The organism is Hymenobacter sp. M1-2 (genome assembly GCF_057808495.1).
Map to the genome: position 1 here is coordinate 1 of NZ_JBTYZO010000027.1, position 25,924 is coordinate 25,924.

Annotated in this window: 22 protein-coding genes; 11 read left to right on the forward strand and 11 right to left on the reverse strand. The window is 56.2% G+C overall.

Features of this window, described 5'->3' with window-relative positions:
- The 7 genes from murD to ftsZ all read left to right on the forward strand — a co-directional run.
- Positions 1-1,440, forward strand: a 1,440-nt coding sequence (gene murD, locus ACYSMN_RS21440) for a UDP-N-acetylmuramoyl-L-alanine--D-glutamate ligase (RefSeq protein WP_488925967.1), incomplete at its 5' end; no start/stop codon positions are given.
- Between the two features lie 82 nt (positions 1,441-1,522).
- Positions 1,523-2,716 carry an FtsW/RodA/SpoVE family cell cycle protein gene (locus ACYSMN_RS21445; protein WP_488925968.1) on the forward strand — a complete coding sequence of 398 codons (1,194 nt, stop codon included), beginning with the start codon at positions 1,523-1,525 and terminating at the stop codon, positions 2,714-2,716.
- Positions 2,717-2,816: 100 nt separating this feature from the next.
- Positions 2,817-3,911, forward strand: coding sequence for an undecaprenyldiphospho-muramoylpentapeptide beta-N-acetylglucosaminyltransferase (murG, locus tag ACYSMN_RS21450; RefSeq protein ID WP_488925969.1), 1,095 nt, complete (start codon positions 2,817-2,819; stop codon positions 3,909-3,911).
- Between the two features lie 69 nt (positions 3,912-3,980).
- Positions 3,981-5,519, forward strand: coding sequence for a UDP-N-acetylmuramate--L-alanine ligase (locus tag ACYSMN_RS21455; RefSeq protein ID WP_488925970.1), 1,539 nt, complete (start codon positions 3,981-3,983; stop codon positions 5,517-5,519).
- Positions 5,503-6,267, forward strand: coding sequence for a cell division protein FtsQ/DivIB (locus ACYSMN_RS21460; protein WP_488925971.1), 765 nt, complete (start codon positions 5,503-5,505; stop codon positions 6,265-6,267). The genes ACYSMN_RS21455 and ACYSMN_RS21460 overlap by 17 nt, the downstream gene beginning before the upstream one ends.
- A gap of 97 nt (positions 6,268-6,364) precedes the next feature.
- Positions 6,365-7,744, forward strand: coding sequence for a cell division protein FtsA (ftsA, locus tag ACYSMN_RS21465; protein ID WP_488925972.1), 1,380 nt, complete (start codon positions 6,365-6,367; stop codon positions 7,742-7,744).
- Positions 7,745-7,825: 81 nt separating this feature from the next.
- Positions 7,826-9,307 carry a cell division protein FtsZ gene (ftsZ, locus tag ACYSMN_RS21470; protein WP_488925973.1) on the forward strand — a complete coding sequence of 494 codons (1,482 nt, stop codon included), beginning with the start codon at positions 7,826-7,828 and terminating at the stop codon, positions 9,305-9,307.
- A gap of 318 nt (positions 9,308-9,625) precedes the next feature.
- Here the strand turns inward: ftsZ and ACYSMN_RS21475 are convergent, their stop codons facing one another.
- From ACYSMN_RS21475 to ACYSMN_RS21510, 8 genes are all read right to left on the reverse strand, one after another.
- The gene (locus tag ACYSMN_RS21475) at positions 9,626-10,792 is read right to left on the reverse strand and encodes a cytochrome-c peroxidase (protein WP_488925974.1); all 1,167 of its coding nucleotides are present in this window, start codon (positions 10,790-10,792) and stop codon (positions 9,626-9,628) included.
- Positions 10,793-10,897: 105 nt separating this feature from the next.
- A complete protein-coding gene (locus ACYSMN_RS21480) occupies positions 10,898-11,956 on the reverse strand; it encodes a cytochrome-c peroxidase (protein WP_488925975.1) in 1,059 nt (352 codons plus the stop codon).
- Positions 11,957-11,979: 23 nt separating this feature from the next.
- Positions 11,980-12,759 carry an MbnP family protein gene (locus ACYSMN_RS21485; protein ID WP_488925976.1) on the reverse strand — a complete coding sequence of 260 codons (780 nt, stop codon included), beginning with the start codon at positions 12,757-12,759 and terminating at the stop codon, positions 11,980-11,982.
- Positions 12,760-13,024: 265 nt separating this feature from the next.
- On the reverse strand, positions 13,025-13,552 hold the full coding sequence (locus ACYSMN_RS21490) for an NADPH-dependent FMN reductase (protein WP_488925977.1): 528 nt from the start codon (positions 13,550-13,552) through the stop codon (positions 13,025-13,027).
- A 162-nt stretch (positions 13,553-13,714) separates the two neighbouring features.
- A complete protein-coding gene (locus ACYSMN_RS21495; protein WP_488926033.1) occupies positions 13,715-14,470 on the reverse strand; it encodes a succinate dehydrogenase/fumarate reductase iron-sulfur subunit in 756 nt (251 codons plus the stop codon).
- Positions 14,471-14,612: 142 nt separating this feature from the next.
- Positions 14,613-16,547 (reverse strand): fumarate reductase/succinate dehydrogenase flavoprotein subunit, encoded by a 1,935-nt coding sequence (locus ACYSMN_RS21500; RefSeq protein WP_488925978.1) that lies wholly within the window; start codon positions 16,545-16,547, stop codon positions 14,613-14,615.
- A 26-nt stretch (positions 16,548-16,573) separates the two neighbouring features.
- Positions 16,574-17,341, reverse strand: coding sequence for a succinate dehydrogenase cytochrome b subunit (locus ACYSMN_RS21505; protein ID WP_488925979.1), 768 nt, complete (start codon positions 17,339-17,341; stop codon positions 16,574-16,576).
- A gap of 354 nt (positions 17,342-17,695) precedes the next feature.
- Positions 17,696-17,914: a hypothetical protein gene (locus ACYSMN_RS21510; protein WP_488925980.1), complete on the reverse strand. Its 219-nt coding sequence runs from the start codon at positions 17,912-17,914 to the stop codon at positions 17,696-17,698.
- A 588-nt stretch (positions 17,915-18,502) separates the two neighbouring features.
- Here ACYSMN_RS21510 and ACYSMN_RS21515 point away from each other — a divergent pair.
- The 3 genes from ACYSMN_RS21515 to ACYSMN_RS21525 all read left to right on the forward strand — a co-directional run bounded on the left by ACYSMN_RS21515 (position 18,503) and on the right by ACYSMN_RS21525 (position 22,722).
- Complete coding sequence (locus ACYSMN_RS21515; RefSeq protein WP_488925981.1) at positions 18,503-20,500, forward strand: T9SS type B sorting domain-containing protein; 1,998 nt, start codon at positions 18,503-18,505, stop codon at positions 20,498-20,500.
- A 113-nt stretch (positions 20,501-20,613) separates the two neighbouring features.
- Positions 20,614-21,507, forward strand: coding sequence for an ACP S-malonyltransferase (gene fabD, locus ACYSMN_RS21520; RefSeq protein ID WP_488925982.1), 894 nt, complete (start codon positions 20,614-20,616; stop codon positions 21,505-21,507).
- Between the two features lie 126 nt (positions 21,508-21,633).
- Positions 21,634-22,722 (forward strand): hypothetical protein, encoded by a 1,089-nt coding sequence (locus ACYSMN_RS21525; RefSeq protein WP_488925983.1) that lies wholly within the window; start codon positions 21,634-21,636, stop codon positions 22,720-22,722.
- Here ACYSMN_RS21525 and folK read toward each other — a convergent pair.
- Positions 22,719-23,198, reverse strand: a complete 480-nt coding sequence (gene folK / locus ACYSMN_RS21530; protein ID WP_488925984.1) for a 2-amino-4-hydroxy-6-hydroxymethyldihydropteridine diphosphokinase — start codon at positions 23,196-23,198, stop codon at positions 22,719-22,721. The genes ACYSMN_RS21525 and folK overlap by 4 nt on opposite strands.
- A 181-nt stretch (positions 23,199-23,379) precedes the next feature.
- A complete protein-coding gene (locus ACYSMN_RS21535) occupies positions 23,380-24,246 on the reverse strand; it encodes an alpha/beta hydrolase family protein (protein ID WP_488925985.1) in 867 nt (288 codons plus the stop codon).
- A 143-nt stretch (positions 24,247-24,389) separates the two neighbouring features.
- Between ACYSMN_RS21535 and ACYSMN_RS21540 the strand changes: the two genes are divergently transcribed.
- Positions 24,390-25,370 (forward strand): polyprenyl synthetase family protein, encoded by a 981-nt coding sequence (locus ACYSMN_RS21540; RefSeq protein WP_488925986.1) that lies wholly within the window; start codon positions 24,390-24,392, stop codon positions 25,368-25,370.
- 160 nt (positions 25,371-25,530) lie between these two features.
- Here ACYSMN_RS21540 and ACYSMN_RS21545 read toward each other — a convergent pair whose 3' ends face one another.
- Positions 25,531-25,830 carry a hypothetical protein gene (locus ACYSMN_RS21545; RefSeq protein ID WP_488925987.1) on the reverse strand — a complete coding sequence of 100 codons (300 nt, stop codon included), beginning with the start codon at positions 25,828-25,830 and terminating at the stop codon, positions 25,531-25,533.
- Positions 25,831-25,924: the final 94 nt, after the last annotated feature.

The window sequence follows — 25,924 nt, forward strand, 5'->3', positions numbered from 1 at the left end:
CAGAAGTCGCAGAACGTTCTGCGACTTCTGCGTACTCCTCTGCGCCCTCTGCGGGCTAAAAACAGCAGAACAACTATGCACATTGTAATACTAGGAGCTGCCGAAAGTGGAGTAGGGGCCGCGCTGCTGGCGCAGGCTAAGGGCCACTCCGTGTTCGTGTCGGATAAGAGCCCGATTCAGCCGCAGTACAAGCAGAAGCTGCAAGCAGCAGGCATTCCGTTCGAGGAAAACCAGCACACGCTGGCGGAAGTGTTGCGGGCCGATGAAGTCGTCAAAAGCCCCGGAATCCCGGAAAAAGCGCCCGTTATTCAGGCTCTGCGCGAGAAAGGCACGCCCATCATTTCGGAAATCGAGCTAGCGGGTCGCTACACCAAGGCCAAGTGCATTTGCATCACGGGCACCAACGGCAAAACCACCACCACGCTGCTCACCTACCACCTGCTGAAAGAAGCTGGCCTCAACGTGGGCCTCGCCGGCAACGTGGGCTTCTCGCTGGCTGAACAGGTGATTGAAGACCAACACGCGTATTACGTGGTGGAGCTGAGCAGCTTCCAGCTCGACGACACGTACGATTTCCAGCCCTGGGTGTCGGTGCTGCTCAACATCACCCCCGACCACCTCGACCGTTACGACTACTCAATGGAGAAATACGCGTTGGCCAAGCTGCGTATCATGCGCAATCAGGACAGCTCGGGCTACTTCATCTACAACGCCGACGACGAGAATATTCAACGCTACTTCCAGGCGGCGTTGCGCCCGGTGCAGCAGCTGCCTTTCAGCCTGCACAAGCGGCCCGACTATCATCTTGCTGGTTACTACACCGAAGAAAGCCAGTTGTGCATTGATTTGCAGCCGGGCTACTACAACGAAACCGAGGAAATCAGCACGGCCGCCTCGCCGCTCATCGGGCAGCACAACCGTCAGAATACCCTAGCCGCCGTGCTCTGCGCCCGTATCGCTGGTCTTTCGATTGAGCAGATCGAAACCGGGCTAGGTACTTTCCGCAACGCCGACCACCGCCTGCAACTCGTGGGGGAAAGCAACGGGGTCCGCTTCATCAACGATTCCAAAGCCACCAACGTGGAAGCCGCCTGGTACGCCCTCGACGGCGTGCGGCAGCCCATCATCTGGATTGCGGGCGGCACCGACAAGGGCAACGACTACAGCACCTTGCTGCCCCTGGCGCAGGAGCGCGTAAAAGCCCTCATCTGCCTCGGCGTCGACAATGAAAAGTTGCGCGCCAGCTTCCGCGACGTGGTGCCCCAGCTGGAAGAAACCCAAAACGTGCGCGAAGCCGTACGCCGCGCCGCCGCGCTAGCCCAGCCCGGCGACGTGGTGCTGCTCTCGCCCGCCTGCGCCAGCTTCGACCTATTCAAAAACTACGAAGACCGAGGCCGCCAATTCGCGGCAGCGGTGGCAGAATTGAGAACTGAGAATTAATAACTCAGAGCTTAGTCTTTGCTTAATTACTCGCACCAGAACAAAACTAAGCTCTAGGCTCTCTCATCTAAGCTCTAAAAACATGGACATCATCAAAAACTGGCTGCGGCAGAATCTCAAGGGCGACCCGGTGCTGTGGGGCATCGTGATTCTGTTTTCGCTCATCAGCATGGCCGTGGTGTACTCGGCTACGGGCACGCTGGCTTACAAGAACGAGCTGCGGGGGCGGGCCGGCTCCACCGAAATGATTCTATTCAAGCACACTAGCCTCATTTTCGTGGGGTTGGCGCTGATGTGGCTGGCCCACCGCATCGACTACCGCTACTACTCGCGTCTGTCGCTGTACGCGCTGCTGCTGTCGGTGCCGCTGCTGCTGTTCACGTTCTTCATGGGCGGCACCACGTTCAACGACGCTTCGCGCTGGCTCACTATTCCGGTCATCAACCAAACCTTCCAGCCCTCCGACTTAGCCAAGCTGGCCCTCATTTCGCATCTAGCTTCCATGCTCAGCCGCCGCCAGCAGCACGTGCAGGATTTCCGCACCACGCTGCTGCCCGTAATGCTGTGGGTAGGCTTGATTTGCGGCATCATCATCATGAGTAACGCCTCTACGGCGCTGCTGCTGTTTGCGACCTGCCTGCTGCTGATGTTCATCGGCCGCGTGCCGCTTAAGCAAATGGCGGTTATGGTGGCTATTGGCGTGGTAGTGGGTGGCGTGGGGCTGGCTTCCGGGCAACGCTACAAAACGGTGATATCGCGCATGGAAAGCTTCTTTGACAAGAGCAAGCCGGTGCCGTTCCAGTTGGAGCACTCCTACATTGCCATTGCCACGGGCGGCGTCACGGGCAAAGGCCCCGGCAACAGCACCGAGCGCAACATCCTGCCTCACCCTTACTCCGACTTCATCTACGCCGTCATCATCGAAGAGTATGGCATGGCGGGCGGCGTCTTCGTGCTGTTTCTCTACCTGGCGTTTCTCTACCGAGGGTTGCAGACCGTAGTGAACAGCCACGGCGCGTTTGGGGGCTTGCTGTCGGCGGGGCTGAGCTTCAGTCTGGTCTTGCAAGCAATGGTGAACATGGGCGTAGCCGTAGGATTGGGCCCCATTACGGGCCTGCCGCTGCCGATGCTGAGCATGGGTGGCACCTCGCTCATCTTCACCGGCATTAGCGTAGGCATTATCCTAGCCGTAAGTCGTGGCGAGCGGGAAATACGGCCCATGACCGGCGAGCCAGAAGACACCGCCCGTATTCCGCGAAAAACGGCTTACGCTTAATTCGTTTTTAGTTGCTCGTTGTTCGTTTTTCGTGGCCGAACAGCTTGTTGATTCTGCGCCGAACAACGAAAAACAAACCCCGAGAAACGAAGCAAGAAGTATGAAAATCATCATCAGCGGCGGCGGTACGGGCGGGCACATCTTCCCGGCGGTGGCTATTGCCAACGAACTGCGCCGCCGTCAACCCGATGCGGAAATTCTGTTCGTGGGCGCCAACGGCCGCATGGAGATGACGCGCGTACCCGAGGCGGGCTACGACATCGTGGGGCTCGACATCAGTGGGTTGCAGCGCCGCCTCACGCCGCAGAATCTCGTGTTTCCAATTCAGGTGATGCGTGCCGTGCGCAAAGCCGGCAAGCTCATCGAAAAATTCCGCCCCGATGTAGTAGTAGGAGTGGGCGGCTACGCGTCGGCGCCGGTGCTGCTGGCGGCCACTTCGCGCGGCATTCCTTCACTTATTCAGGAGCAAAATTCCTACGCGGGCCTTGTCAATAAGCTCTTGGCGCGGCGAGTGAGTAAAATATGCGTAGCCTACGAGGGCATGAGTAAGTTCTTCCCCGCGGAAAAGCTGGTGCTGACTGGCAACCCCGTGCGTACCGAAATAGCCACCGGCAACCGCGCCGAGGCAATGGCATTTTTTGGCCTCGATGCTGCAAAACCAGTGCTGCTCGTAATTGGGGGGAGCCTGGGCGCCCGCACGCTCAACCAAGCCACGGCCGCCGCGCTGCCGCGCCTGCAAGCAGCTGGCGTGCAGCTGCTCTGGCAAACCGGCAAAGTCTACTATGCCACGGCGCAGCAAGAGGCCGCGCCTTTCGTAGCCGCTGGCCTGCACGCGCTGGAATTTGTGCAACGCATGGACTTAGCTTATGCCGCCGCCGATGTAGTCGTCAGTCGCGCCGGGGCGTTGTCGGTGTCGGAGCTGTGCCTCACCGGCAAGCCGAGCATTCTGGTTCCCTCGCCCAACGTTGCCGAAGACCACCAAACTAAAAACGCTATGGCTCTAATGAAGCGCGACGCCGCCTTGCTCGTCTCGGATGTCGAAGCGCCCAAGCGTCTCTACGATGAAGCCTTAGCGCTGCTCCAGAACCAGCCACGTCAGCAGCAACTCGCCACCAACGTGCGCCAACTAGCTCGCCCCGCCGCTACCGCCACCATCGTCGATGAGCTGCTGGAGCTGATAAGTAGCCGGACTTGACAGCTTCTGCTCATTACCAATCTTTCTTCTTAACTCCTAGCTTCTAGCTCCCAACTCCTAACTCCTCCCTTGAAACAGCTCGTTTACTTCCTCGGCATTGGCGGCATCGGTATGTCGGCGCTGGCCCGCTGGTTTCAAGCCAACGGCCACCAAGTGTCGGGCTACGACAAAACCCGCACGCCCCTGACCGATGCGTTGGAGGCCGAAGGCATTGCCGTGCATTTCGACGATGCCGTGGAAAGCATTCCCGCTGCCGTACGCGAAAACCGCGACCAAACACTCGTCGTCCTGACGCCGGCCATTCCGAAAGACCACCGCGAGTGGGCCTGGCTCCGCGAGCAGGGCTACGACATCCGCAAGCGCAGCCAGGTGCTCGGCATCCTCACAGAAGGCCACCGCACCATCGCCGTAGCCGGTACCCACGGTAAAACCACGACCAGCAGCATGGTGGCCCACTTGCTGCACCACGCCGGCATACCGTGCGCCGCCTTTTTGGGTGGCATTTCCGTGAACCTAGGCTCGAACCTGCTGCTCCCTCCCCGGTCTGCCGGCTTTTCGCCGGCTGACCGGTCGCCGTCCGCGCCAGCAGAACCTGAGCCGTCTAACCAAGCTAGGCCAAATGCCCCCAACGGCGACCGGTCGGCTGGCGAAAAGCCAGCGGACCGGAGCAACGCTCCCATTGTAGTGGAAGCCGATGAATACGACCGAAGCTTTCTCACCCTGCACCCCAATATCGCCATCGTCACCAGCACCGACGCCGACCACCTCGACATCTACGGCAACAAAGAGGCGCTGGTGGAGTCGTTTCGGCAGTTCGTGGGCCAGATTCAGCCCGGCGGCACGCTCATCATCAACCACACCGCCGATGCCAGCGTGGCAGCCGCGGCTCCAGCCGGCGTGCAGGTTATTCGCTACGGACTTTCGCCCGAGCAAGGCCCCGAGCTGTACGCCGCCACTATCACAGCGCAAGGCCACGAATTCCGCTTCGATCTGCACGGGCCGCACGGCACGGTAGAAGGTCTAGCATTGGCGGTGCCGGGCTACCACAACGTAGAAAACATGCTGGCGGCCGCCTGCGTGGCGCAACTGGAAGGCGTATCGGCGCCAAAACTGCAAGCCGCCGTGCAAGCCTACCGGGGCGTGAAGCGGCGCTTCGAGTTCATCGTAATGGCTGGCACACCAGTGGAGCCCAAAGTTTACGTGGATGATTATGCCCACCATCCACGCGAAATCGACGCCTTCCTTCGTTCCCTGCGAGCATTGTATCCGGGTCGGCGGTTGCGCGTCGTGTTTCAGCCGCACTTGTTCACCCGCACCCGCGACTTCGCGCCCGGTTTTGCGGAAAGTCTGAGCCTTGCCGACGAGGTGGTGCTGATGGATGTTTATCCGGCCCGTGAGCTACCGTTGGAAGGAGTGACGTCCGAATTAATTTTGTCCCAAATAACTTCCCCCAGAAAATCGTTACAAAGCCGGGAAGAAATTCTTGCTAATGCCGAAACCCAAACGGATTTTGACGTATTAGCCACCGTTGGCGCTGGCGATATTGACCAACTTGTTCCGCGTTTAAAGAATATTTTACATCTTCGGTGGCATGGAAATCAAGCGTAAGGTAAATAACGTGCTTTTTGCCACTGGCTGCCTCTTGCTGCTCGGTGGCTTGGCCGTGTTTGCCGGCGTGCGCCAAGCCAGCCGTCCGGTAGGGCAGGTTATCGTCACTATTGGCAACGAATTCAACAATTATTTCATCAGTGAGCGGGAAGTCAGCAGCCTGCTCACGCGTGGCGGCCAGCAGCGCCTCGAAGGCAGCACGCCCGCCGAACTGAACTTGCCCGCTCTGGAAGCTCGCCTCAAAGCCCACAGCTTCGTGAAAGACGCGCAAGTGTACCGTGATCTGGCGGGCAATCTGCACGCCGACGTGCGCCAAAACCGCCCTATTGCCCGCCTCGTACACACCGACACCCGCCAGGACTGCTACCTCGATGCCGATGGCCACAAGCTGCCGCTTTCGTCGTTGTTTACGGCGCGGGTGGTGCCCGTTTCCCGGGCTGCTGGACAGCCGTTGAACGCCGGTTATTTTCAGGATTCCACTGGGCACCGCTACCTCGAATTGCTCCGTTACATTGATGAACATCCGTTCTGGCGCGCCCAGGTTGCGGAGGTATTTATTAGTGCAAATGGCAAGGTCTCTTTCACTCAACAAATAGGAGATCAGCAAGTAGAATTTGGCTTTCCTGAGAATATTTCAGAAAAATTTGCGAAACTGATGGTATTTTACCGACAGATTCCACCAGCCTTGGGCTGGGACACGTATCACCGCGTCAACGTTGAATTCAAAGACCAAATAATTTGCGAGTGAGATTTTCTCGCTCCATTGGCCTGAAAAGGCTATTTTTGCTCCCTTAGTACCTCTCCACACCGCTCTTACCCGCCAGCTTTACCCCGACCTCTTCCCCATGCAACACGATAAGATTGTAGTCGGCCTCGACATCGGAACTACCAAAATCTGCGCCCTTGTGGGTCGCAAAAACGAGTTTGGCAAGCTCGAAATTCTGGGCATGGGCAAAGCCGTGTCGGAGGGTGTTGTGCGGGGTATCGTGTCGAACATCGACAAAACCGTGGACGCTATCAAGCGCGCCATCCGGCAGGCGGAAGAGCAGTCGGGCATCAACATTGGTGTTGTGAATGTGGGCATTGCCGGCCAGCACATCAAGAGCCTGCAACACAACGGCAGCATCACGCGCGCCTCGGCCGAAAACGAAATCACGCAGGAAGACGTGGAGCGCCTCACCGGCGACATGTACCGCCTCGTGACACCGCCCGGCTCCCAGATCATCCACGTAATGCCCCAGGACTACAAGGTGGATTACGAGGAAGGCATCATGGACCCCGTGGGCATGTCGGGCGTGCGGCTGGAAGGCAATTTCCACATCATCACGGCCCAAAGCACGGCCATCAACAACATCAACAAGTGCGTCACCAAAGCCGGCCTCGAAATCGACAACCTGATTCTGGAGCCGCTGGCTTCGAGCATGTCGGTGCTGTCGGATGAGGAGAAAGAGGCGGGGGTGGCCCTGATTGACATCGGCGGCGGCACTACCGATCTGGCTATCTTCAAGGACGGCATCATTCGGCACGCGGCGGTGCTGCCTTTCGGCGGCAACATCGTAACCAGCGACATCAAGCTAGGGTGCCAGGTGATGCAGAACCAGGCGGAGCAGCTCAAGGTGAAGTTCGGTAAAGCCATTGCCGAGGAAGCTTCCGACTACGAAATCGTGAGCATCCCTGGCCTGCGCGACCGGGCGCCCAAGGAGATTTCGCTCAAGAACCTGGCCTACATCATTGAGGCTCGTCTGGAGGAAATCATTGAGCTGGTGTACGCTGAAATCCAGCGCACGGGCCACGCTGATAAACTAGCGGCCGGCATTGTACTGACGGGTGGCGGCTCGCAGCTTCAAAACCTGGTACAACTCACAGAGTACGTTACGGGCCTCGATACGCGCATCGGCTATCCCAACGAGCACCTGGGCAAGAGCAAAATCGAAGCGGTGAAGTCGCCGATGTACGCCACTACGGTGGGCCTCGTACTGGCCGGCTACCGCTCGCTCGATGAGCGGATGAACCGTGGCTACGAGCAGTACGAAGAGCAGAAACCCGCGGCTTCGTACTACCAAGCCGCCCCGGCCCCGCTAGCAACGCCAGCTCCCACGCCTAAGCCGGAAGCCCAGAAGCCTGCCGAACCAAAAAAACCTTCGGGAGCCAGCAAATTCCTGAGCGACATCATCAGCCGCACAAAAGGGTTGCTGATTGACGATTTTGACGACAAGCAGTATTAAGTTGTTAAATGGTTGAATTGCTAAATGGTTGTCGTTGAACGACCAACAATTTAACCACACAGCCATTTAGCCATTCACCTCATGAATTATAAATTCGACATTCCGGCGCAATCCAAGTCCATCATTAAGGTGATTGGCGTGGGTGGGGGCGGCTCCAATGCCGTGAACCACATGTTCAGCCAGGGCATCAAGGACGTGGAATTCGTCATCTGCAACACCGACAAGCAGGCGTTGGCTTCTTCCACGGTGCCCAACCGGCTGCAAATTGGCCTCGACCTCACGGAGGGCCTCGGAGCCGGCGCCAACCCGGAGCGTGGCAAGCAAGCCGCCATCGAAAGCCGGGAGCAAATCCGGGAACTGCTGAGCCAGGGCACTAAAATGGTGTTTATCACGGCGGGCATGGGTGGCGGTACCGGTACCGGAGCCGCACCAGTTATTGCCAAAGTTGCTAAGGAGCTAGGTATCCTCACGGTTGGCATCGTGACGGCACCGTTCATGTTCGAAGGCAAGAAAAAGCGCCAGCAGGCCGAGCACGGCATCAAGGAGCTCAGCGAAAACTGCGACACGGTGCTGGTGATTCTCAACGACAAGCTCCGCGAGATTTACGGTAACCTGCCTATTCGCTCGGCCTTCGCCAAAGCCGATAACGTGCTCAGCACCGCCGCCAAGTCCATCGCCGAAATCATTACGGTGACGGCCGACGTGAACGTGGACTTTGAAGACGTGAAAACGGTGATGAAGGACTCCGGCGCCGCCGTAATGGGCAGCAGCATCACGGAAGGTGAAAACCGCGCCCGTCGGGCCGCTGAAGAGGCTTTGGCTTCGCCACTGCTCAACAACACGGACATTCACGGTGCGCAACGCATTCTGCTCAGCATCATGTCTGGCGACCAAGCCGAGCTGGAGATGGACGAGCTTACCGAAATCACGGAGTGCATCCAGGACAAAGCCGGCCAGAACGCGGAAGTAATTTTCGGCCACGGCATCGATGCCACGCTGGGCCAGAGCATCCGCGTAACGGTTATTGCCACGGGTTTCGCCCGCGAGGCCCACACCATTACCACTCCGACCCGCGAGGAAGAGCCGTCCCTGCCACAGCCCGAAGTGCAGCTTAACGTATTCAATAAGGAACCGCTCGATGTAACGACGGCGCCCGTAGTGCCTTCTTTCACGAGTGCACCACAGCCCGTACCGGAGCCGCAGCCGGTAAAATTCGACCTCGAAACTTCGCCCTACACTGGGCAAGTACCGCCCGTAGCCGCGCCTTCTACGCCAGCTCCCGACCCGGTGATGTACCAAGCTGCTCAACCTGCCGCTCCGCTGCCCGGCCGCCCGGCCCTGGATGCCCGGGCCGAGGAGCGCCGCCGCCGCCTGCAAGAGCTGAGCAACGGCCTCACCAACGATGCCATCAAGGACCAGCTGGAAACGCCGGCTTACTTGCGCCGGCAAGTGAAACTGGAAAACGTGACACCTTCGTCGGAGCGCAACATTAGCCGTTTCAACCTTTCCGACGACAACGAACTGTTGGGCGACAACCGTTTTCTACACGACAACGTAGACTAAGGCACTACTTTAAAGGTGCAAAAGGGTGCGGAGGATTCCTCCGCACCCTTTTTTATTGTCTGGCCGACCAGGCGGCTGTTTTCAGCGCGGAACAGCTATAGTAGAGTCAGACAGACGAACGGCGGTATCAGCCACTGGTACGCGACGCGGAGAGCCAGTTTCCTGGTCGGGGCTGAGCTGATGAGTGGAGGAAACTGAGGAGCAGGCAGCTGCCGATAGCACCGTGCAAATCACCACAATACAGGACACAACCTGCCAGAAGGACGAGTAAGTAGCAGGTCTCTGTTGCATGGTATGTTATCTATGCCTAGAAATGGCTCAGAATGGATTGGAGAAGCGCGGATCTTGAATGAACGTCGAGTCAGTAAGCGTCTTTAGGAAAGCCACCAATTGTCGCTTTTCGGTGCTTGTCAGATCGAGCTTAGTGCCGCCGTCTGTGTTGGAGAGCAGCAAAATAGGGTCGACATTGGGACTGTTGCTAAGGATGTGCTCGTTGTAATGGTCTATCACTTCCTCCAAGGTCTGGAATCGGCCATCGTGCATGTACGGGGCCGTGAGGGCGATATTGCGGAGCGTGGGTACCCGGAACCGGCCCCGATCAGGGTTCTGGCCCGTGACGCCAAATCGGCCGGGGTCTGCGAAACTCATGTCCAGGCCGTTGTTGAAAAACTGAGTGGTGCCGCCAGCCGTGGTAAACCGGGTGGAGGTGAACAGGAAGTTGTTGCCGTTATGACAATGGTCGCAGGAGCCGCCGCGGGCCGTTACGTTGCCGCCCTCACCCGGGTGATTGAAGAAAAGCACCTTGCCCGCCCGCTCATCTTCCGTTAGCCTAACTTGACCTAGGAGCGACTTTTCATAGCGCGTGTTCGACGAAATAAGCGTCCGCTCAAACTGCGCTAGAGCTTTCAGAACATTTTCTTCAGTGATGGTGCTGGAGCCGAAAGCCTTGGCAAACAAGGTGGGGTAGGTGCTCGTTTGTTGCAGCTTGATTACACCCGCCGCCAGTGATTGATGCAGCTCAATAGGATTCTCAATGGGAGTGCGGGCCTGCGTTTCGAGGCTAGTAGCCGAGCCATCCCAATTCAGATCGGGCTCCCAAAGCAGATTCACCAACGACATAGCATTGCGCGGATGCGCGACGCCATCGACCCCAACCGCGCGCGCACGCCCATCGGTGAAAGCCTTGCTCTGCTGGTGGCAACTCCCGCACGACATGGCATTGTTGCTGGACAAGCGAGTTTCGTAGAAGAGGCGTCGGCCCAGGTCAATTCCCTCTACCGTGAGCGGATTATTGGCTGGTATCACCACGTTTTGTGGCAGCTGCGTAGGTAATACCAGTATATAGGGCGTGGCTGGTCCTTCTACAGCCGGTGGCAAAGGCGGCTCGGGTGGTTGCGGATCATCCTTCCGACAGGCCACAACCGTGAGCAATGCGGCTGCCGACGTCAAAAACCAGGAGCGCAAGCGGGTAGTACTTAAGAACATGCGGAGGTTTTGAAGGAATGGTTGAAGATACTGATTCTCGGCCGCAACGCGCTCAGGGAGAGGTTTGGTTTCTGGATGAACAGCTAAGCTGCGGTAGGCGCGCGTCTACTGTTTAGCTAGTTCTGGGTTGCGTATAAAATCTTCGTCGGTAAGTGTGTTGAGAAATGCCAGCAATTCGTCTCGTTCTGTAGAGGTAAGCGTAATGCCGGGCTTACGACCAGGGCGCTTGAACTGCTCATCCAGCGTCGCCGATTCTACCATGCCGTGGTCGTAGTGGTCGAGGACTTGCTCTAATGTCGAGAACCGGCCATCGTGCATGTAGGGGCTGGTGAGGGCCACATTGCGCAGGCTAGGCACTTTGAACCGGCCAGCATCGGTGCGAAGGTCCGTGATGTGCGCCCGGCCAGAATCCAGCGGAAACCGGCGGTTTAAACCATTATTGCGAAACGACTCATCCGTGAACAACTCCCCAGCGTGGCAACTGCCGCACTTTTGGCGCAGTACGGTTAAACCGCGTAGCTCCTTCGCGTTGAGGCTGCCGCCTGCTGCGTGGCGAACATACAAGTCGTAGCGGGAATTGGCTGACGTGAAGGCGGCCGTGAACTGGGCCAGTGCCCGCAGCAACTGGTAGGAGTCGATAGGGCCGTTGCCGCCGAATATTTGCGCGAAACGACGCTGGTAGCTGGTATCGGCGTTGAGCTTTCGAAGCACATTAGGTAGCTTCTCGTCCATCTCCAGCGGATTGGTGATTGGAGCGAGGGGCATAGTCTCGATGTGCTTCGGGCCACCGTCCCAGAAAAAGGTAGGCTTCCAGCGTAGGTTTTGCAAGCCTGGCGTATTACGAGCGCCAAACTGCTGATTTACTCCGCGACTCAACCGCTGGCCAGCGTCGGAGAAGGCTTTGCGCTGTTGGTGGCAAGTCCCGCACGATACGTCGCCGGTGCGCGATAGACGCGCATCATAAAATAAAGTGCGCCCGAGCTCGAAGGCAGCACGGCTTGGTGGGTTTTGATCGGGCCGATATACGGGTGCCGGAAAGTTGCTAGGCATCACCGCGCCCGGTATTTCTTTTGAAGCAGCTACCTCCGCTTCCTGTTGGCAGCCAGCAGCTATGAATAAGCCCGACAGCAGCCAGAAATGAATAGATGAAAATAGTCTTTTCATCAAATGTGCTGCTAGAGCGGCAGTTATCTGTCCGTGATTTGGTCTACTGTAAACATGCCCGCCGCTTGGTTATTGGCCACTAATACGGACGGCGCTTCACCCATTACGTTATTGATGGTTGCGAACCGGATGGTATTGGGACCCGTGAACATCTTCAGCACATCAGCTTTAATCTGTACTCTCTGCGTGCGGGAACTCCGAACCTGAACGGCGCTACTCAACACCGGTGAGACAGTCCGAACTGAATTATTGGGTTCTGCAGACCCGCCAATATGGAAAATAATGGCGCCGGTAGGAGACTGAGAAGAACGTCCTTCGAGCTTGGTAAAGATGTAGCCCGTGTTCCAAACCCAGAACATGTCGCTGATAGCCAAGGCCCCAGTTTGCGCGCCCGCAGTGTTACGCTCTTTGTCAACACCTATCGTGAATGTGATGCCAGTGTAAGTGCCAACGGGTATGTCTGGAATAGTAAAAACTTTGGATTGGGGCAGCCCCTCGTCGATTAGATAGTAGCTTTCAGGCTGGACGAATTCTGTGCCGTCTGCTCTTCTAAGCTTGATATTGGAAATATAGTAGCGGAAGGTTGTGACCGTAAAATCGTCGCCAGCCAGCGTGCGGTAAGGAGTGGTGCTGCTCAGTTGCAGAGGCGAATCGCCCACTACATGGTTGAAGGCTAAGTCCAGCTGGCCTACTGCGGTTTCTTGGTTGCCGGGAAAGCGAGAGTCTTCGTCTTCCTTGCAGGAGGACAGCAAGGTCGTAGCGAATAGTACCAAGCAGAGCGAAGCGTATTTCGGGAACTTCATCTTTCAAAAGATTTTAGAAGAATACAACCAGCAACACGACCAAAGTAACTGCACACAAAAACTCGACAACCAAGTTTGGGTTTAAAACACCCATTGCATGTACGTCCTGTTCGGAATACCTAGAAACGCTCACTAGCGCTATAAAAGTACATGGCAATGAGGCAACTGGCGCTAATTTGTCCTTCAGTATCAGCAGTAAAGCACCTAGCAACGTGACTAATGCAAACCGATATCAGCTACGCAAGGCTTTTGCCGTTGCTTTAATCTAAAAAGCAACGAGTTGCATGGCCTGTTCGCGCAGCAACTGTTGGTAAAACTCGTTGGTTAACTCGCCTTCGGCCGTGAGGTGCTGGTCGATAAAGGGCAGGCGCACGCGCGCCGGCAGCACGGCGGTGTTCAGGTACATCAGCACGTCGGTGAGATGGCTTAATGCGAGTATACCTCCTTGTGCACCCGTGCCTAGCCCAACCAGCGCGGCTTTTTTTCCGCGAATGCCGCCAGAATAGGGGAGGCCATCGATAAAGGTTTTGAGTACGCCGGGATACGAGCAGTTGTATTCCGGCACTACTAGTACCAGCTTATCGGCGGCTTCCACCATAGCGGCTAGCTCATTGAAACCGTCGTGGCGGCCCGTGTTGCCGTACAAGGCCGATACGCTGACGTCGGCGGGTAAGTCTACGAGGTCTAGAATCTGATGCTCGGCTTGCAACTCGTCAAAAAGGCGAGCATACAGATTGGCTACGCGCCGGGCGCGAGAATTGGGGCGGTTGGTGCCTGCAAGTATGGTTATCATCAGATCAAGTAAGAAGTTGAGAGACAAAAGCCCGCTTGATGCCTAGAAGTTGTGAAACTGCTAGATAGCCATCTTGCTTTTCGCCTCTCTAAGTATGAGCACTAAAAAAGCGAAACGGCAGGCCGTTTCGCTTTTTAATCTTCATTTCAACAACCGCACTGCTTACGCGAGGTTATTAGACGTGGCTTTGGCTACCAGGAATTCATGGTTTAGAATGGCAATGTTTTCCAGCGAAATGCCCACGGGGCACTCGGCGGCGCAGGAGCCAATGTTGGTGCAAGCACCAAAACCCTCTTTGTCCATCTGGGCCACCATGTTTTCAACGCGGGTTTTGCGCTCTACGTGGCCCTGGGGCAGCAGCGCCAACTGGCTTACTTTCGCCGAAACGAACAGCATAGCCGAAGCATTTTTGCACGAAGCCACGCAAGCCCCGCAACCGATGCAGGTAGCCGCCTCAAAAGCTCGGTCGGCAATGTCCTTCGGAACTGGAATTTCGTTAGCATCAGGAACACCGCCGGTGTTCACGCTGATGTAACCACCCGCCTGAATAATCCGGTCGAAGGCCGAGCGGTCCACGCTCAGGTCTTTGTTGACTGGGAAGGCGTTGGCGCGCCACGGCTCAATCGTAATGGTGTCGCCGTCCGAAAACTTGCGCATGTGCAGCTGGCACGTAGTAGTACCAGACTCCGGTCCATGCGCGCGGCCGTTGATGAACAGGTTGCAGGAGCCGCAGATACCTTCGCGGCAGTCGTGGTCGAAGGCTACCGGCTCGTCGCCTTTGCGCAGCAGGTCTTCGTTGAGTACGTCCAGCATTTCCAGGAAGGACATCTCGGGCGAAATGTCTTTTACCTGGTAATCCACGATTCGGCCTTCGGTGTTGCGGTTTTTCTGCCGCCACACTTTCAGCGTGAGATTCATTGGTTTGGCGTTGGGGTTACTTCCGGCCATGGTTTGTGTAGTGGGAATTGATGAATGAAGAATGAGGAAATCCACTCAGAATCAGGAATGAAGCATGAGAATAACACGTATTCCGCCTGCTTCATTCCTCATTCCTCATCCATTATTTGTAGCTCCGCTGGGTGAGCTTCACGTTCTCGAATTGCAGGTCTTCCTTGTTTAGAATCTCCGGCTGGTTTTCGCCTGCGTATTCCCAAGCGGCTACGTAGGCAAAGTTGTCGTCGTCGCGCAGGGCTTCACCTTCCGGCGTCTGGTATTCTTCGCGGAAGTGGCCACCGCAGCTCTCGTTGCGGTGCAGAGCGTCGTCTACCATCAGTTCGCCAAGCTCAATGAAGTCAGCTACGCGACCGGCGCTTTCCAGCATCTGGTTGAGTTCTTGGCCAGTGCCAGTTAGCTTCAGGTCGCTCCAGAATTCACGGCGTAGCTTCTGAATTTCCGCTTTCGCGTGCTTCAGTCCTTCGGCGCTACGGGCCATGCCGCAGTATTCCCACATAATGTGGCCCAGAGCCTTGTGGAATTCGCCGGGGCTGCGGGTGCCATTGATGCTGAGCAGCTTCTGAATCTGAGTGCGCACGGTGGCTTCCGCTTCTTTGAAAGCTGGATGCTCAGTGCTCACGGGTTTAGGAGCCGTCTGCGCCAAGTAATCGCCGATGGTGTAAGGAATTACAAAGTAGCCGTCGGCCAAGCCCTGCATCAGAGCCGAAGCACCAAGACGGTTGGCGCCGTGGTCGGAGAAGTTGCACTCACCGGTAGCATACAAACCAGGAATGGTGGTTTGCAGATTGTAGTCCACCCACAGGCCGCCCATGGTATAGTGCACGGCTGGGTAGATGCGCATGGGTTGCTTGTAGGGGTCTTCGCCGGTAATCTTTTCGTACATGGCGAAAAGGTTACCATATTTCGAGCTAACCCAGTCAGCGCCATTACGCTTAATAGCGTCGGCAAAGTCGAGGTATACGGCCAAGCCGGTAGTCCCAACGCCGCGGCCTTCGTCGCACATATGTTTGGCGTTGCGTGAGGCAACGTCGCGCGGTACCAGGTTACCGAAAGCGGGGTACTTACGCTCCAGGAAGTAGTCCCGATCTTCTTCGGCAACGTCGGAAGCTTTCACTTCGCCTTTGCGTACTCGCTCGGCCATTTCCACCGTACTCGGCACCCACACCCGGCCATCGTTACGCAACGACTCCGACATAAGCGTCAGTTTCGACTGGTAGTCGCCGGAAACCGGAATACAAGTAGGGTGAATCTGCGTGAAGCAGGGGTTGGCAAAAAAGGCGCCCTTCTTGTGCGCACGCCAAGCGGCCGTAGCATTAGAATATTTGGCGTTGGTGCTTAGGTAAAACACGTTGCCGTAGCCGCCGGTAGCTAGCACGACAGCATGAGCCGCGTGCTGCTGAATCTCGCCCGTAATGAGGTTGCGAGTGATGATGCCTCGTGCTTGCCCGTCAACGATGACTAGGTCCAGCATTTCGGTGCGGGTGTACATTTTCACCTTCCCGTAGGCAATCTGCCGCATCAAGGCCGAATAAGCGCCAAGCAGCAATTGCTGTCCGGTTTGACCACGAGCGTAAAAAGTACGGCTTACTTGGGCGCCACCAAATGAACGGTTAGCGAGTAGACCACCATATTCACGAGCGAAAGGAACGCCTTGCGCTACGCACTGGTCGATGATATTAACCGATACCTGCGCCAACCGGTACACATTGGCTTCACGGGCACGGTAGTCACCACCCTTGATGGTATCGTAGAACAGACGGAAGATAGAATCGCCGTCATTCTGGTAGTTTTTGGCCGCGTTGATGCCTCCCTGCGCCGCAATGGAGTGCGCCCGCCGGGGCGAATCGTGGAAGGAGAAAGCCTGTACGTTGTAGCCAAGCTCGGCGAGCGAAGCAGCCGCCGAAGCGCCCGCCAAGCCAGTACCAACTACGATTATGTCGTATTTCCGCTTGTTGGCGGGATTAACGAGCTTGACGTTGAACTTGTGCTTCTCCCACTTTTCGGCTAAGGGGCCTTCGGGGATTTTGGAGTCCAGTATCATGAGTAGAGAAGTAAAAGGTGGGAAGGCTAGCGGAGCGCGGGCTCCGTGGTCAACGACTGTTCAACAGTATTGCCCGTGGCGGGGCGGGGCTGGTAGTCGGGGCTAAAAAACATGACCACCGGAATGACAGCAAACAAGACGGAGACAATGACCGAGAAGGCATAGCCCGTCATGTAAATGGCCGGTGTATACTTACGGTGGTGTAGGCCAAGAGTCTGGAAGCCGCTCCGGAAGCCGTGCCATAAGTGATAGCCGAGGGCAATTTGTGCTAGGGCATAGAGCACTACATACCACGGAATCTTGAAAGAAGCTGCTGCTACGGAGTATAAATCACCTACTGGGTGGTCGAGGTTGGGGACTCTTACTTCGGCTAGGCCGCCCATCGCGTCGAAGCGGGAGCGAATCCAGAAGTTCATGAGGTGCACGATGAGGAAAACAAGGAGCAACGTGCCCAGCAAAGCCATATTCCGGGACGACCAATGCGAATTCTGCTCCGGGTGGCTTACCACATACCCTTGGGCACCGCGGGCTTTTTTGTTTTTTACCGCCAAGGCTAAGCCTTGATATATATGGATGGCGAAGCCGAGCATCAACACTATTTCCATGAACCGGATAACGGGATTGGTACCCATGAACTCGGCCCAGAAGTTGAAAGAAGCACCGCCATCGTGGCGTAGCATCTGCAGATTAATGAGAAGGTGGACCAGCAGGAACGAACAGAGAAACAGACCAGTCGTGGCCATGATAATCTTGCGGCCAATGCTACTGGAGAAGGTTTTGGTAATCCAACTCATGAGAGCAAATGAGAGTTTTTGGTGGGGTTCGGGGAATCGGCCAAAGGTACGGGCCGACCCACTAGGAAACAATCCAAATAAAGTGTGAGGTTGGTGCGTTATCTTCCATGAATCAATCCGCCGTCGATACCGTTAGACGAACCAGCGGACCGGCTACACAGAAGTAACCTCTCAGGCAGGATTTTTGTTGGTAGCCAACGGTGTTGTTTGCTTTTTTGTCTGGAGTTCTTTTCTCCTTCCCAATCAACTTTTCATATGCTGCTTCCCTTACTATCCTGGCTGTTTCGCAGAGCGCCGCTTGGCTTCCTCCTACTGACCTTGTTGGGCTTGGCTTCCCAGGTACAAGCCACCCACCTACGCGCCGGCGACATTCAGGCCAGGATTGATGCCGCGAATCCCCGGCGAGTCTTTTTCAGGATGGTGCTCTATCAAAGAACACCAGTAGGACAAATTCCAGATGAGAGTGAGGTTACCATATTTTTTGGGGATTGTACTTCCCCACAGAAGTTCAACCGTACTTCCCTGACGGTTATCAACAGTGAGACCAACCAGAACGTTTACCTTTTTGAGCATACCTACAATGCGCCAGAGACATATACAGTAAGTTATATAGGAGAGAATCGCAATGAAGGTGTGCTTAATATTAGCGGCTCTGTTAATCAGTCGTTCTACATTTCAACCACCGTCACTATCAATCCCGGTTTAGGGCAAAACAGTTCACCGCTTCTAACCAAGCCTGCTATTGATAACGCCACAGTAGGCCAAGTTTTTCTTCATAATCCTGGAGCCTTTGATGCTGACGGAGATTCTCTAGCTTACAGACCTTTGAACAGTCAGCAGGTAATCGGTGGTATTAATGGACCAATCGCTCCTTGTTTTGTCGTAACCCCTGTTTCCACTACTGGCTTCGTATACCCTAATAATCTTATAAGTGGTGGCAATGGAGTACAGGTAGCTTACAGCGACCCAGCAAGCGGTAACCCAGATGGTATTCCTGGAGCTCCTTCTATCTTCCAGCAGAACCCGCGTACGGGTACCATCATTTGGAATTCTCCGGGTACGGTGGGAGAATACAACGTCGCGTTTATAGTGGAGGAATGGCGGCGCTCTACAGTAGGAACCCGTCGGATCCGGACTAGGATCAGTGAAACTATCCGCGACTTGCAGATTAATGTGCGCGCCACCACCAACCGGCGTCCTATACTGACTATCCCGCCCGATCTATGCGTTGTTGCCGGTACGCCTGTAACGGGCAACGTAACAGCTACCGACCCCGACAACAACCCGGTGACCATAGAAGCAAACAGCGGAATTATTCCTCCCGCTACGTTTACCCAGTCTTCCGTAGGGCCTCCTACGGCAACCGGAACTTTCCGCTGGACTCCCGACTGCTCTAACATTGCACAGCTTCCGACTACAGTCACGTTTACAGCCCGGGATCAGCCCACTGGTACCAACCCCATTCCGTTGGTAGACGTGCGCACGTGGAACATTACCGTGATAGGACCACCCCCGCAGAACCTGACGGCCATTCCATCGGCAGGCAACAACGTAATCCTGACCTGGAACAGCTACATATGCCGCAAGCCGGGAGCCCGGATTCTGATTTTCCGCAAAGAGAATCGATCTGGCTTCATGCCTGGTCCGTGTCAGACGGGTATTCCACCGGAGGCAGGTTACACTCAGATTGGTACGTTGGTCTATCCCAACCCGCTGGGCACGACCGACCTGCTTTCCTTCGTTGATAATGGAGGCGGCCAGGGCTTGGAGCGCGGAAAAACGTACTGCTACCGGATATTTGTTGACTTCCCGTTGCCAGCTGGTGGCCAGAGCATCGCTTCGCAGGAAGCTTGTGTTGAATTCCCTGGCCGGCCCGCGGTGTTCACTAACGTGACGGTTGATGAAACCTCGACCACCACTGGCCGCATCACGGTGAAGTGGACCAAACCCGGACCTGTTGACACCTTTAACCCGCCGCTGGTGTACCGCTTGCTGCGCGCCACTGGTCAGAGCAGCACGGCTACCTTTACCGAAGTAAGCCGGGTAACGGACCGCCCTAATGACACTATCTACGTGGACAACGCCCTGGACACGCAGAACCGCTCTTACATCTACAAACTGGAGTTCATCCGTAATGCTACGGCGCAGCCAGGTTCCGCTACGTTGGTAGAAACCGCTACTCCCGCTTCGAGCGTGCGCTTAGATGGCACGGCTGATCCGGTGAACAACCGGATTTCGCTGCGGTGGACTTATAATGTACCTTGGAACAACAGTCTACGGCCTACTACTATTTACAGGAGAAATCCGGGTGCCACCGCCTTTGTGCAGATTGCTACCGTAACGGGTACCACGACGGGAGGTACGTATGTGGATCAGGGAACTACGGGGCAGCCTTTGGTGAAAGGGCAGACATACTGCTATTACGTGTCGACCAATGGTACATACGGCAATCCAAAGCTACCCGACCCGCTCATCAACTTAAGTCAGCAGCAGTGCATTGCTTTGCAGGAAATTCCGTGCCCGCCGGTGCTGAGCCTGAAACGTCCAAACTGCGACAGCTTGGCCAGCCGCTTGTTTGATTTGCCGGTTACGCCTGTTTCAGGACCAGTTTACACGAACAACCTGAGTTGGACACTGAGCAGCACGCCACCGGACTGCAACCGGAATATCGTTTCTTACAACATCTACTACTCGACTAACACAACGGATTCTCTGCGATTCTTGGCCTCGGTGCCGGGTACGCAGACCACGTATCAGCATCGTAACCTGACTTCGGAAGCGGGTTGCTACGCTGTGGAGTCTGTGGATGGGAATGGTACTCGCAGTGCCCGGAGCAACGTGGAGTGCAAGGAAGATTGCCAACTTTTCTTGCTACCCAACATCTTCACTCCCAACGGCGACGGTGTCAATGATGTCTTCCGGCCGAAGGTATTTACTCCCATCCGTCGCACGCGTTTCCTGGTATTCAACCGCTGGGGCGTGAAAATTTACGAGAGTGATAAAGAGCCGCTCATTAAGTGGGACGGTGGTACTCGCGGCGAAGGCAGCTCCGGCTCCCGCGTAGTAGAAGGCGTGTATTACTACCAAGCCGAAGTAGAGTTTGGTGATGTCAAAAACACGAAACGTACCTACAAAGGCTGGGTGGAAATAACCCGTTAGACGGTTTCGTTTGCACTCTCTTATATCTAAAAAGCCCGCTGCCACCCGGCAGCGGGCTTTTTTATTCCTGTTATCTTGCCGGCCCATCCTTTGCTTCTTCTCAATACTCTCTCATGAAAGCAGTTATTTTCCCTGGTCAGGGCAGCCAGTTCAGCGGCATGGGCCGAGACTTGTATGAGCAATATCCGGAGGCCAAGCGCCTCATGGATCAGGCCAACGACATCCTCGGCTTCTCGCTCACCGACGTCATGTTCACCGGTTCCGACGAAGACCTGCGCCGTACTGACGTCACGCAGCCGGCCATCTTCCTGCATTCCGTAGCGCTGGCTGCCGTGTTGCCGGATTTAAAGCCGGCGATGGTGGCTGGCCACTCGTTAGGTGAGTTTTCGGCGCTGGTAGCGGCGCGAGTACTCAAGTTTGAAGATGCATTACGCCTCGTAGCGCAGCGGGCCCAGGCCATGCAGGCCGCCTGCCAGGAGCAGCCCGGTACCATGGCCGCCATTCTCGGCCTCGATGATGATACCACTGCCCGCATCTGCCAGGAAATTACGGAAGCTGGTACTATAGTGGTAGCGGCTAATTATAACTGTCCTGGCCAGCTGGTGATATCGGGTTCAGTGCGCGGCGTTGAGTTGGCTTGTGAGCAGCTGAAAGCTGCTGGCGCCAAGCGCGCCTTGCCACTGCCAGTAGGCGGGGCCTTTCACTCGCCCCTAATGCAGTCGGCGGAAGCGGCGTTGGCTGAAGCTATTGCGCAAACTGCCTTCTCCGTTGGTATTTGTCCCGTGTATCAGAATGTAGACGCTGCTCCCCATACCAACCCCGATGAAATCCGCGAAAACCTAGTACGCCAACTCACCGCGCCCGTCCGCTGGACGCAGAGCGTGCAGCGTATGGTGCAGGATGGGGCAACCGAGTTTTTGGAGTGCGGCCCTGGTAAAGTGTTGCAAGGCCTGGTGAAGAAGATTGCGCCAGAAGTAAGCGCGCAGTCGGTTGCCGTGCAGGCTTAAGCAGTACAGCTGATGCTTGAGCGCAGTCACTCTCGCCAAACGTCCCGCGCGGAGTGGGGGTGGCTGCTACTAGGCGCGTTCATCTGGGTTAGTTTATTTACTTATGCTACCTATCATGGGGTAGCTATGACGTCTGACTCCTGGCATTATCTGGAAGCGGCCCGCAGCTTCGCGGCCGACGGTGAATTGCGAGGCCCCAACGGCACGCGGTATACTGTATGGCCGCCTCTATTTCCGGTGCTGCTATCAAGTTGGGGAAGCGTTACGACGCTTAGTTGGAAGTGGCTACAAGCTGGCAGCATCGTGGGTAGTTTGATGCTGTGGGGGCGTCTGGGCCAGCAGTTTTTGACGCACAAAGTGCTAGCCCGGTTGTATGTGTTGGCCTTGGCTTTCTCCACACCGTGGCTGATGTGCGCCGGTTTTCTGTGGTCGGAGCCGATATTTCTACTGCTCTTCTCCGGCTACGTTTACGCTCTCTATCGTTACGGAACGGAAGGTCGATTCTCGCCGCTACTGCTCGCTACGGTGTGCGGTGTGTTGCTGCCGTTGCAGCGCGTTTCGGGCTTCTTCGTACTAGCTGGCGTGGGGTTGGCCATGGTGCTGCTGTATCCGGCGCGGGCGTGGCGGCAGCGGTGGGTGCTATTGGCGCATGGCTTGGTGGTGATGTCAGCCGGGAGCTTATGGCAGTACTATTCATTGGTAGCTGCAAATCCCCGGAATCTAGAGAAAACCGACTGGATAGTGTGGTTGCACGCCGCCGGTGATTTTGGCCACGCGATGGGGCGTTGGCTGACACCTCTTACCACTCACGCGGAGCAGGCTTACGGAATCTATGCCGCCATTTTTCTGCTGATCAACATCGTGGCGCTACTAACTCCTGGTCCGCGCTTCCTGCGGCTGCTTGGTATTGTGCTGGCCTCGACGTTGCTGCCATTGGTTCCCTTGGCTTGGCTTAAACTAAGTGGTACGGGCCTAACGGATGCGGACCGCTATACCGCCATTGTGTACGCGCCGTTCTTTCTGTTGCTGCTGGCCCAAATACAGCGGCTGCTACCCTCCCGAAATACGGCTAAGTGGCACCGAATCATGTGGTTGTGTGGAATATGTTGGCTTCTATACCCGGCGGCGCGCATCGTACGCAACGCGGCATACCTACACAACCGTCCGCCAGTATCCATTAGCATCTCACTCAAACCTTTGCAAAAGCCTCATTAGGCAAGCTGCACTGGCAATAAATCGGGGCAGAGGGCCAGTAATTCGGCCACCGTGCGGCTCAGCACTGGGTGTACTACATCCGCGGCAATTTCAGCCAGCGGCACCAGCGCGAAGCGGCGTTCGGGCAAGCGCGGGTGGGGCACCGTGAGGCGCGGCGTGTCGAGCACTAACGCATCGTAGAGTAGAATGTCTACGTCCAGCGTGCGGGCTCCCCAGCGAGTGCGCCGCTCCCGGCCCGCGCGTTGCTCGGTGGCGAGGCACACATCAAGCAGAGGCTCGGGTAGGAGAGAGGTGCGCAGGCGCACTGCTTGGTTCAGGAAAGCGGGTTGGTCTTCGAGCCCCCAAGCGGCGGTTTCGTAGAGGCTGGAAACGGCTTCGATACTACCAGCAATTGCGCCGAGATGCTGTACGGCGGCCTGGAGCGTGGCCGTCCGGTCGCCGAGGTTGGAACCGAGCAGGAGATAGGCAGTAGGCATGTAGTCAGGGCTTAGTAGGTAGAGAGCTTAGACGTGAGAAGTAAGAAGTTAAACTCTCCTAGTAAGGACGTTTGTTGTCGGCCAACTTTTGTGGCGTTAGTTGGCCGAAAGCCACCAGCCAAAAAAGTACTGAACGGGGCACTAAGAAGGAATAGAACGAAATCCGAGCTACAGTCTTTGGCTACAGGACACGGCGTAAGAAATCGGCGGTGGCTTCGGCTGCCTGCTGCGCTTCGACGGGGAGTTCAGTTGAAGACCAGGGGTGCGCGCCACCGAAATTGTGCGTCACGTTGGGCAAAATCAGCAACTCCGCTTCAGGCTTCCACTCCTTTAACTGCTGAGCACGCGCTACCGGCACCGTCTCGTCTTCGTCGCCGTGCACGATGAGCAGCGGCTGAGTCAGTTTACGGCGCAGATTATGACGGATGTCGAGACGCAGGCGGTTCCGGTGGTAGTCTTCTACTATCTGGTAGTAGAGTGGCAACTGCTGCTTGGTGCGCGAATTCTCGACGTGGTATACGCCTTGCTGCTGCCAGTTTTGCATCAGCTCATCCGTCCAGCCGGGATTAACGTCGCTGATGGCTGCCCACGTTACTACGGCTCTTACGCGCGGGTCTTTGGCGGTTTTCAGCAGCACTAGCCCGCCACCGCGGCTGTGGCCAATGAGGGCCAGTTGCGTCAGTTCCAACTCGTTGGTTGGCATTCCCGATTGGCTTTGAAACAGGCAGTCGAGGAGTGCGCCGATGTCGTCCAGTTCCAAACTGAAGTTGTTTTGGCCGAAAGCTTCGAGGTCTTCCAAGTCGCCGGTGCCACCTTCCACGAGGCCATTGTGCGACAGATTCAGCTTCACGAACACAAAGCCCTGCCGCGCAAACCAATCGGCTAGCAAGTTGAAATGGCCCCAGTCTTTGAAGCCCTTGAAGCCATGCACGAACACCATCACTGGTTTAGGCTGCCCGGTAGGAACATAACGTGCATCGGCGGAGAAAGGCCGGCTGTGGCGGGCACAGGTCAGCGGAAAATCGAGGCGAATGGGTTCGGTAGCCATATGAAAACGGAAAAGAGAAGCACGCCGGGCCGGCTCTTGGCGAAAGTACGCGGCGCGCAGCAACTCTTCACGGCTTTAGCTCGACTGCTCCGTTAGGAAACCCCCGTCTGGCCCCGTATCATTGCAGCGCCCAAAATACCCGCATGACCGTTACGCTGGACCAGATACAAGCGCCCATTGCCACCGAAATGGCGGAATTCGAGCAGAAGTTCCGTGCGTCCATGCAAACGCGGCAGCTGCTGCTCGACAAGATTATGGGCTATATCGTGAAGCGCAAGGGCAAGCAAATCCGGCCCATGTTTGTGTTCTTCACGGCTAAAATCAGCGGCGGCGACCCACTGCCGGAAGCCTCTTTCCGGGGCGCGGCTCTTATCGAACTGCTGCACACCGCCACGCTCGTACACGACGATGTGGTAGACGAATCCAATTATCGGCGGGGTTTCTTTTCCATCAACGCGCTCTGGAAAAACAAGATTGCGGTGCTCGTCGGCGACTATCTGCTAAGTAAAGGCTTGCTGCTGAGCCTCGAAAACGACGATTACGAGCTGCTCAAAATCGTGAGCAACGCGGTGAAGGAGTTGAGCGAAGGCGAGTTGCTGCAAATCGAAAAAGCCCGCCGCCTCGACATCACCGAGGACGTGTACTTCGATATCATTCGCCAGAAAACGGCCTCCCTTATTGCGTCTTGCTGCGCCGTAGGAGCCGCTTCCGCCGGCGCCGACAAAGAAACCATAGAACGGGCCCGGCTTTTTGGCGAAAAAGTGGGTATGGCCTTTCAAATCAAAGACGACCTGTTCGACTTTGGTACCGCTGAAATCGGCAAGCCGGTGGGTATCGACATCAAAGAGAAAAAGATGACGCTGCCGCTCATTCACGCCCTACAACAAGCCGATTGGCTCACCAAGCGCCGCGTCATTTACAACGTCAAAAACAACGACGGGCGCAAAGACCGGGTGCAGGCAGTCATCGAATTCGTGAAGCAGTCGGGTGGCCTCGAATACGCCATTCGCGTGATGGAGCGCTACCGCGACGAGGCGTTAGCCGTGCTTTACACCTTCCCGACTTCGCCTTCACGTACTTCGCTAGAGCAGTTGATTAACTACACAATAGAGCGAGAAAAGTGACTCACTGATTGACACGGATTTTAACGATTTCACGGATTTTGTAGCTGGCGCGGACATCATCTGGCCTGCTCCAGCAAAACAGCAGCACTTGCCAACTGGCAAGTGCTGCTGTTTTGTAATCGTCCACAAAATCCGTGAAATCCGTTAAAATCCGTGTCAATCAGTGAGTCACTTGGTAGGCTACGCTATGGGGCGTGACTTCCGAGACGTCGAACTGCACGCCGTTGAAAGTGCTTTTGACCGTGATTTCGTGGATCATTTCGCAGCCGGGGCACTTGATTTCCTCTTTCTCGAACTGGCCATCATCTTCGAGCGAGTTGGCTAAATGGTCGGGAGCAGGTACGCCGATCAGGTCAGTGAATACTTCGGTATGGCAGTGGTTGCACTCAAACTTGAGGCCGACCGTGCGGCCCTGAAGTTCGTCGAGCGGGGCAGGCGAGTCTTTCTGCTGAATCCACATAAGATTTGGGTTTGGTTTTGGAGAAAGGAAGAGCGTAGATAAGGGCGTGAGCCTTGCTAGGTTTACGAGGACCTCTCGAAAAAGATGAGTCCAG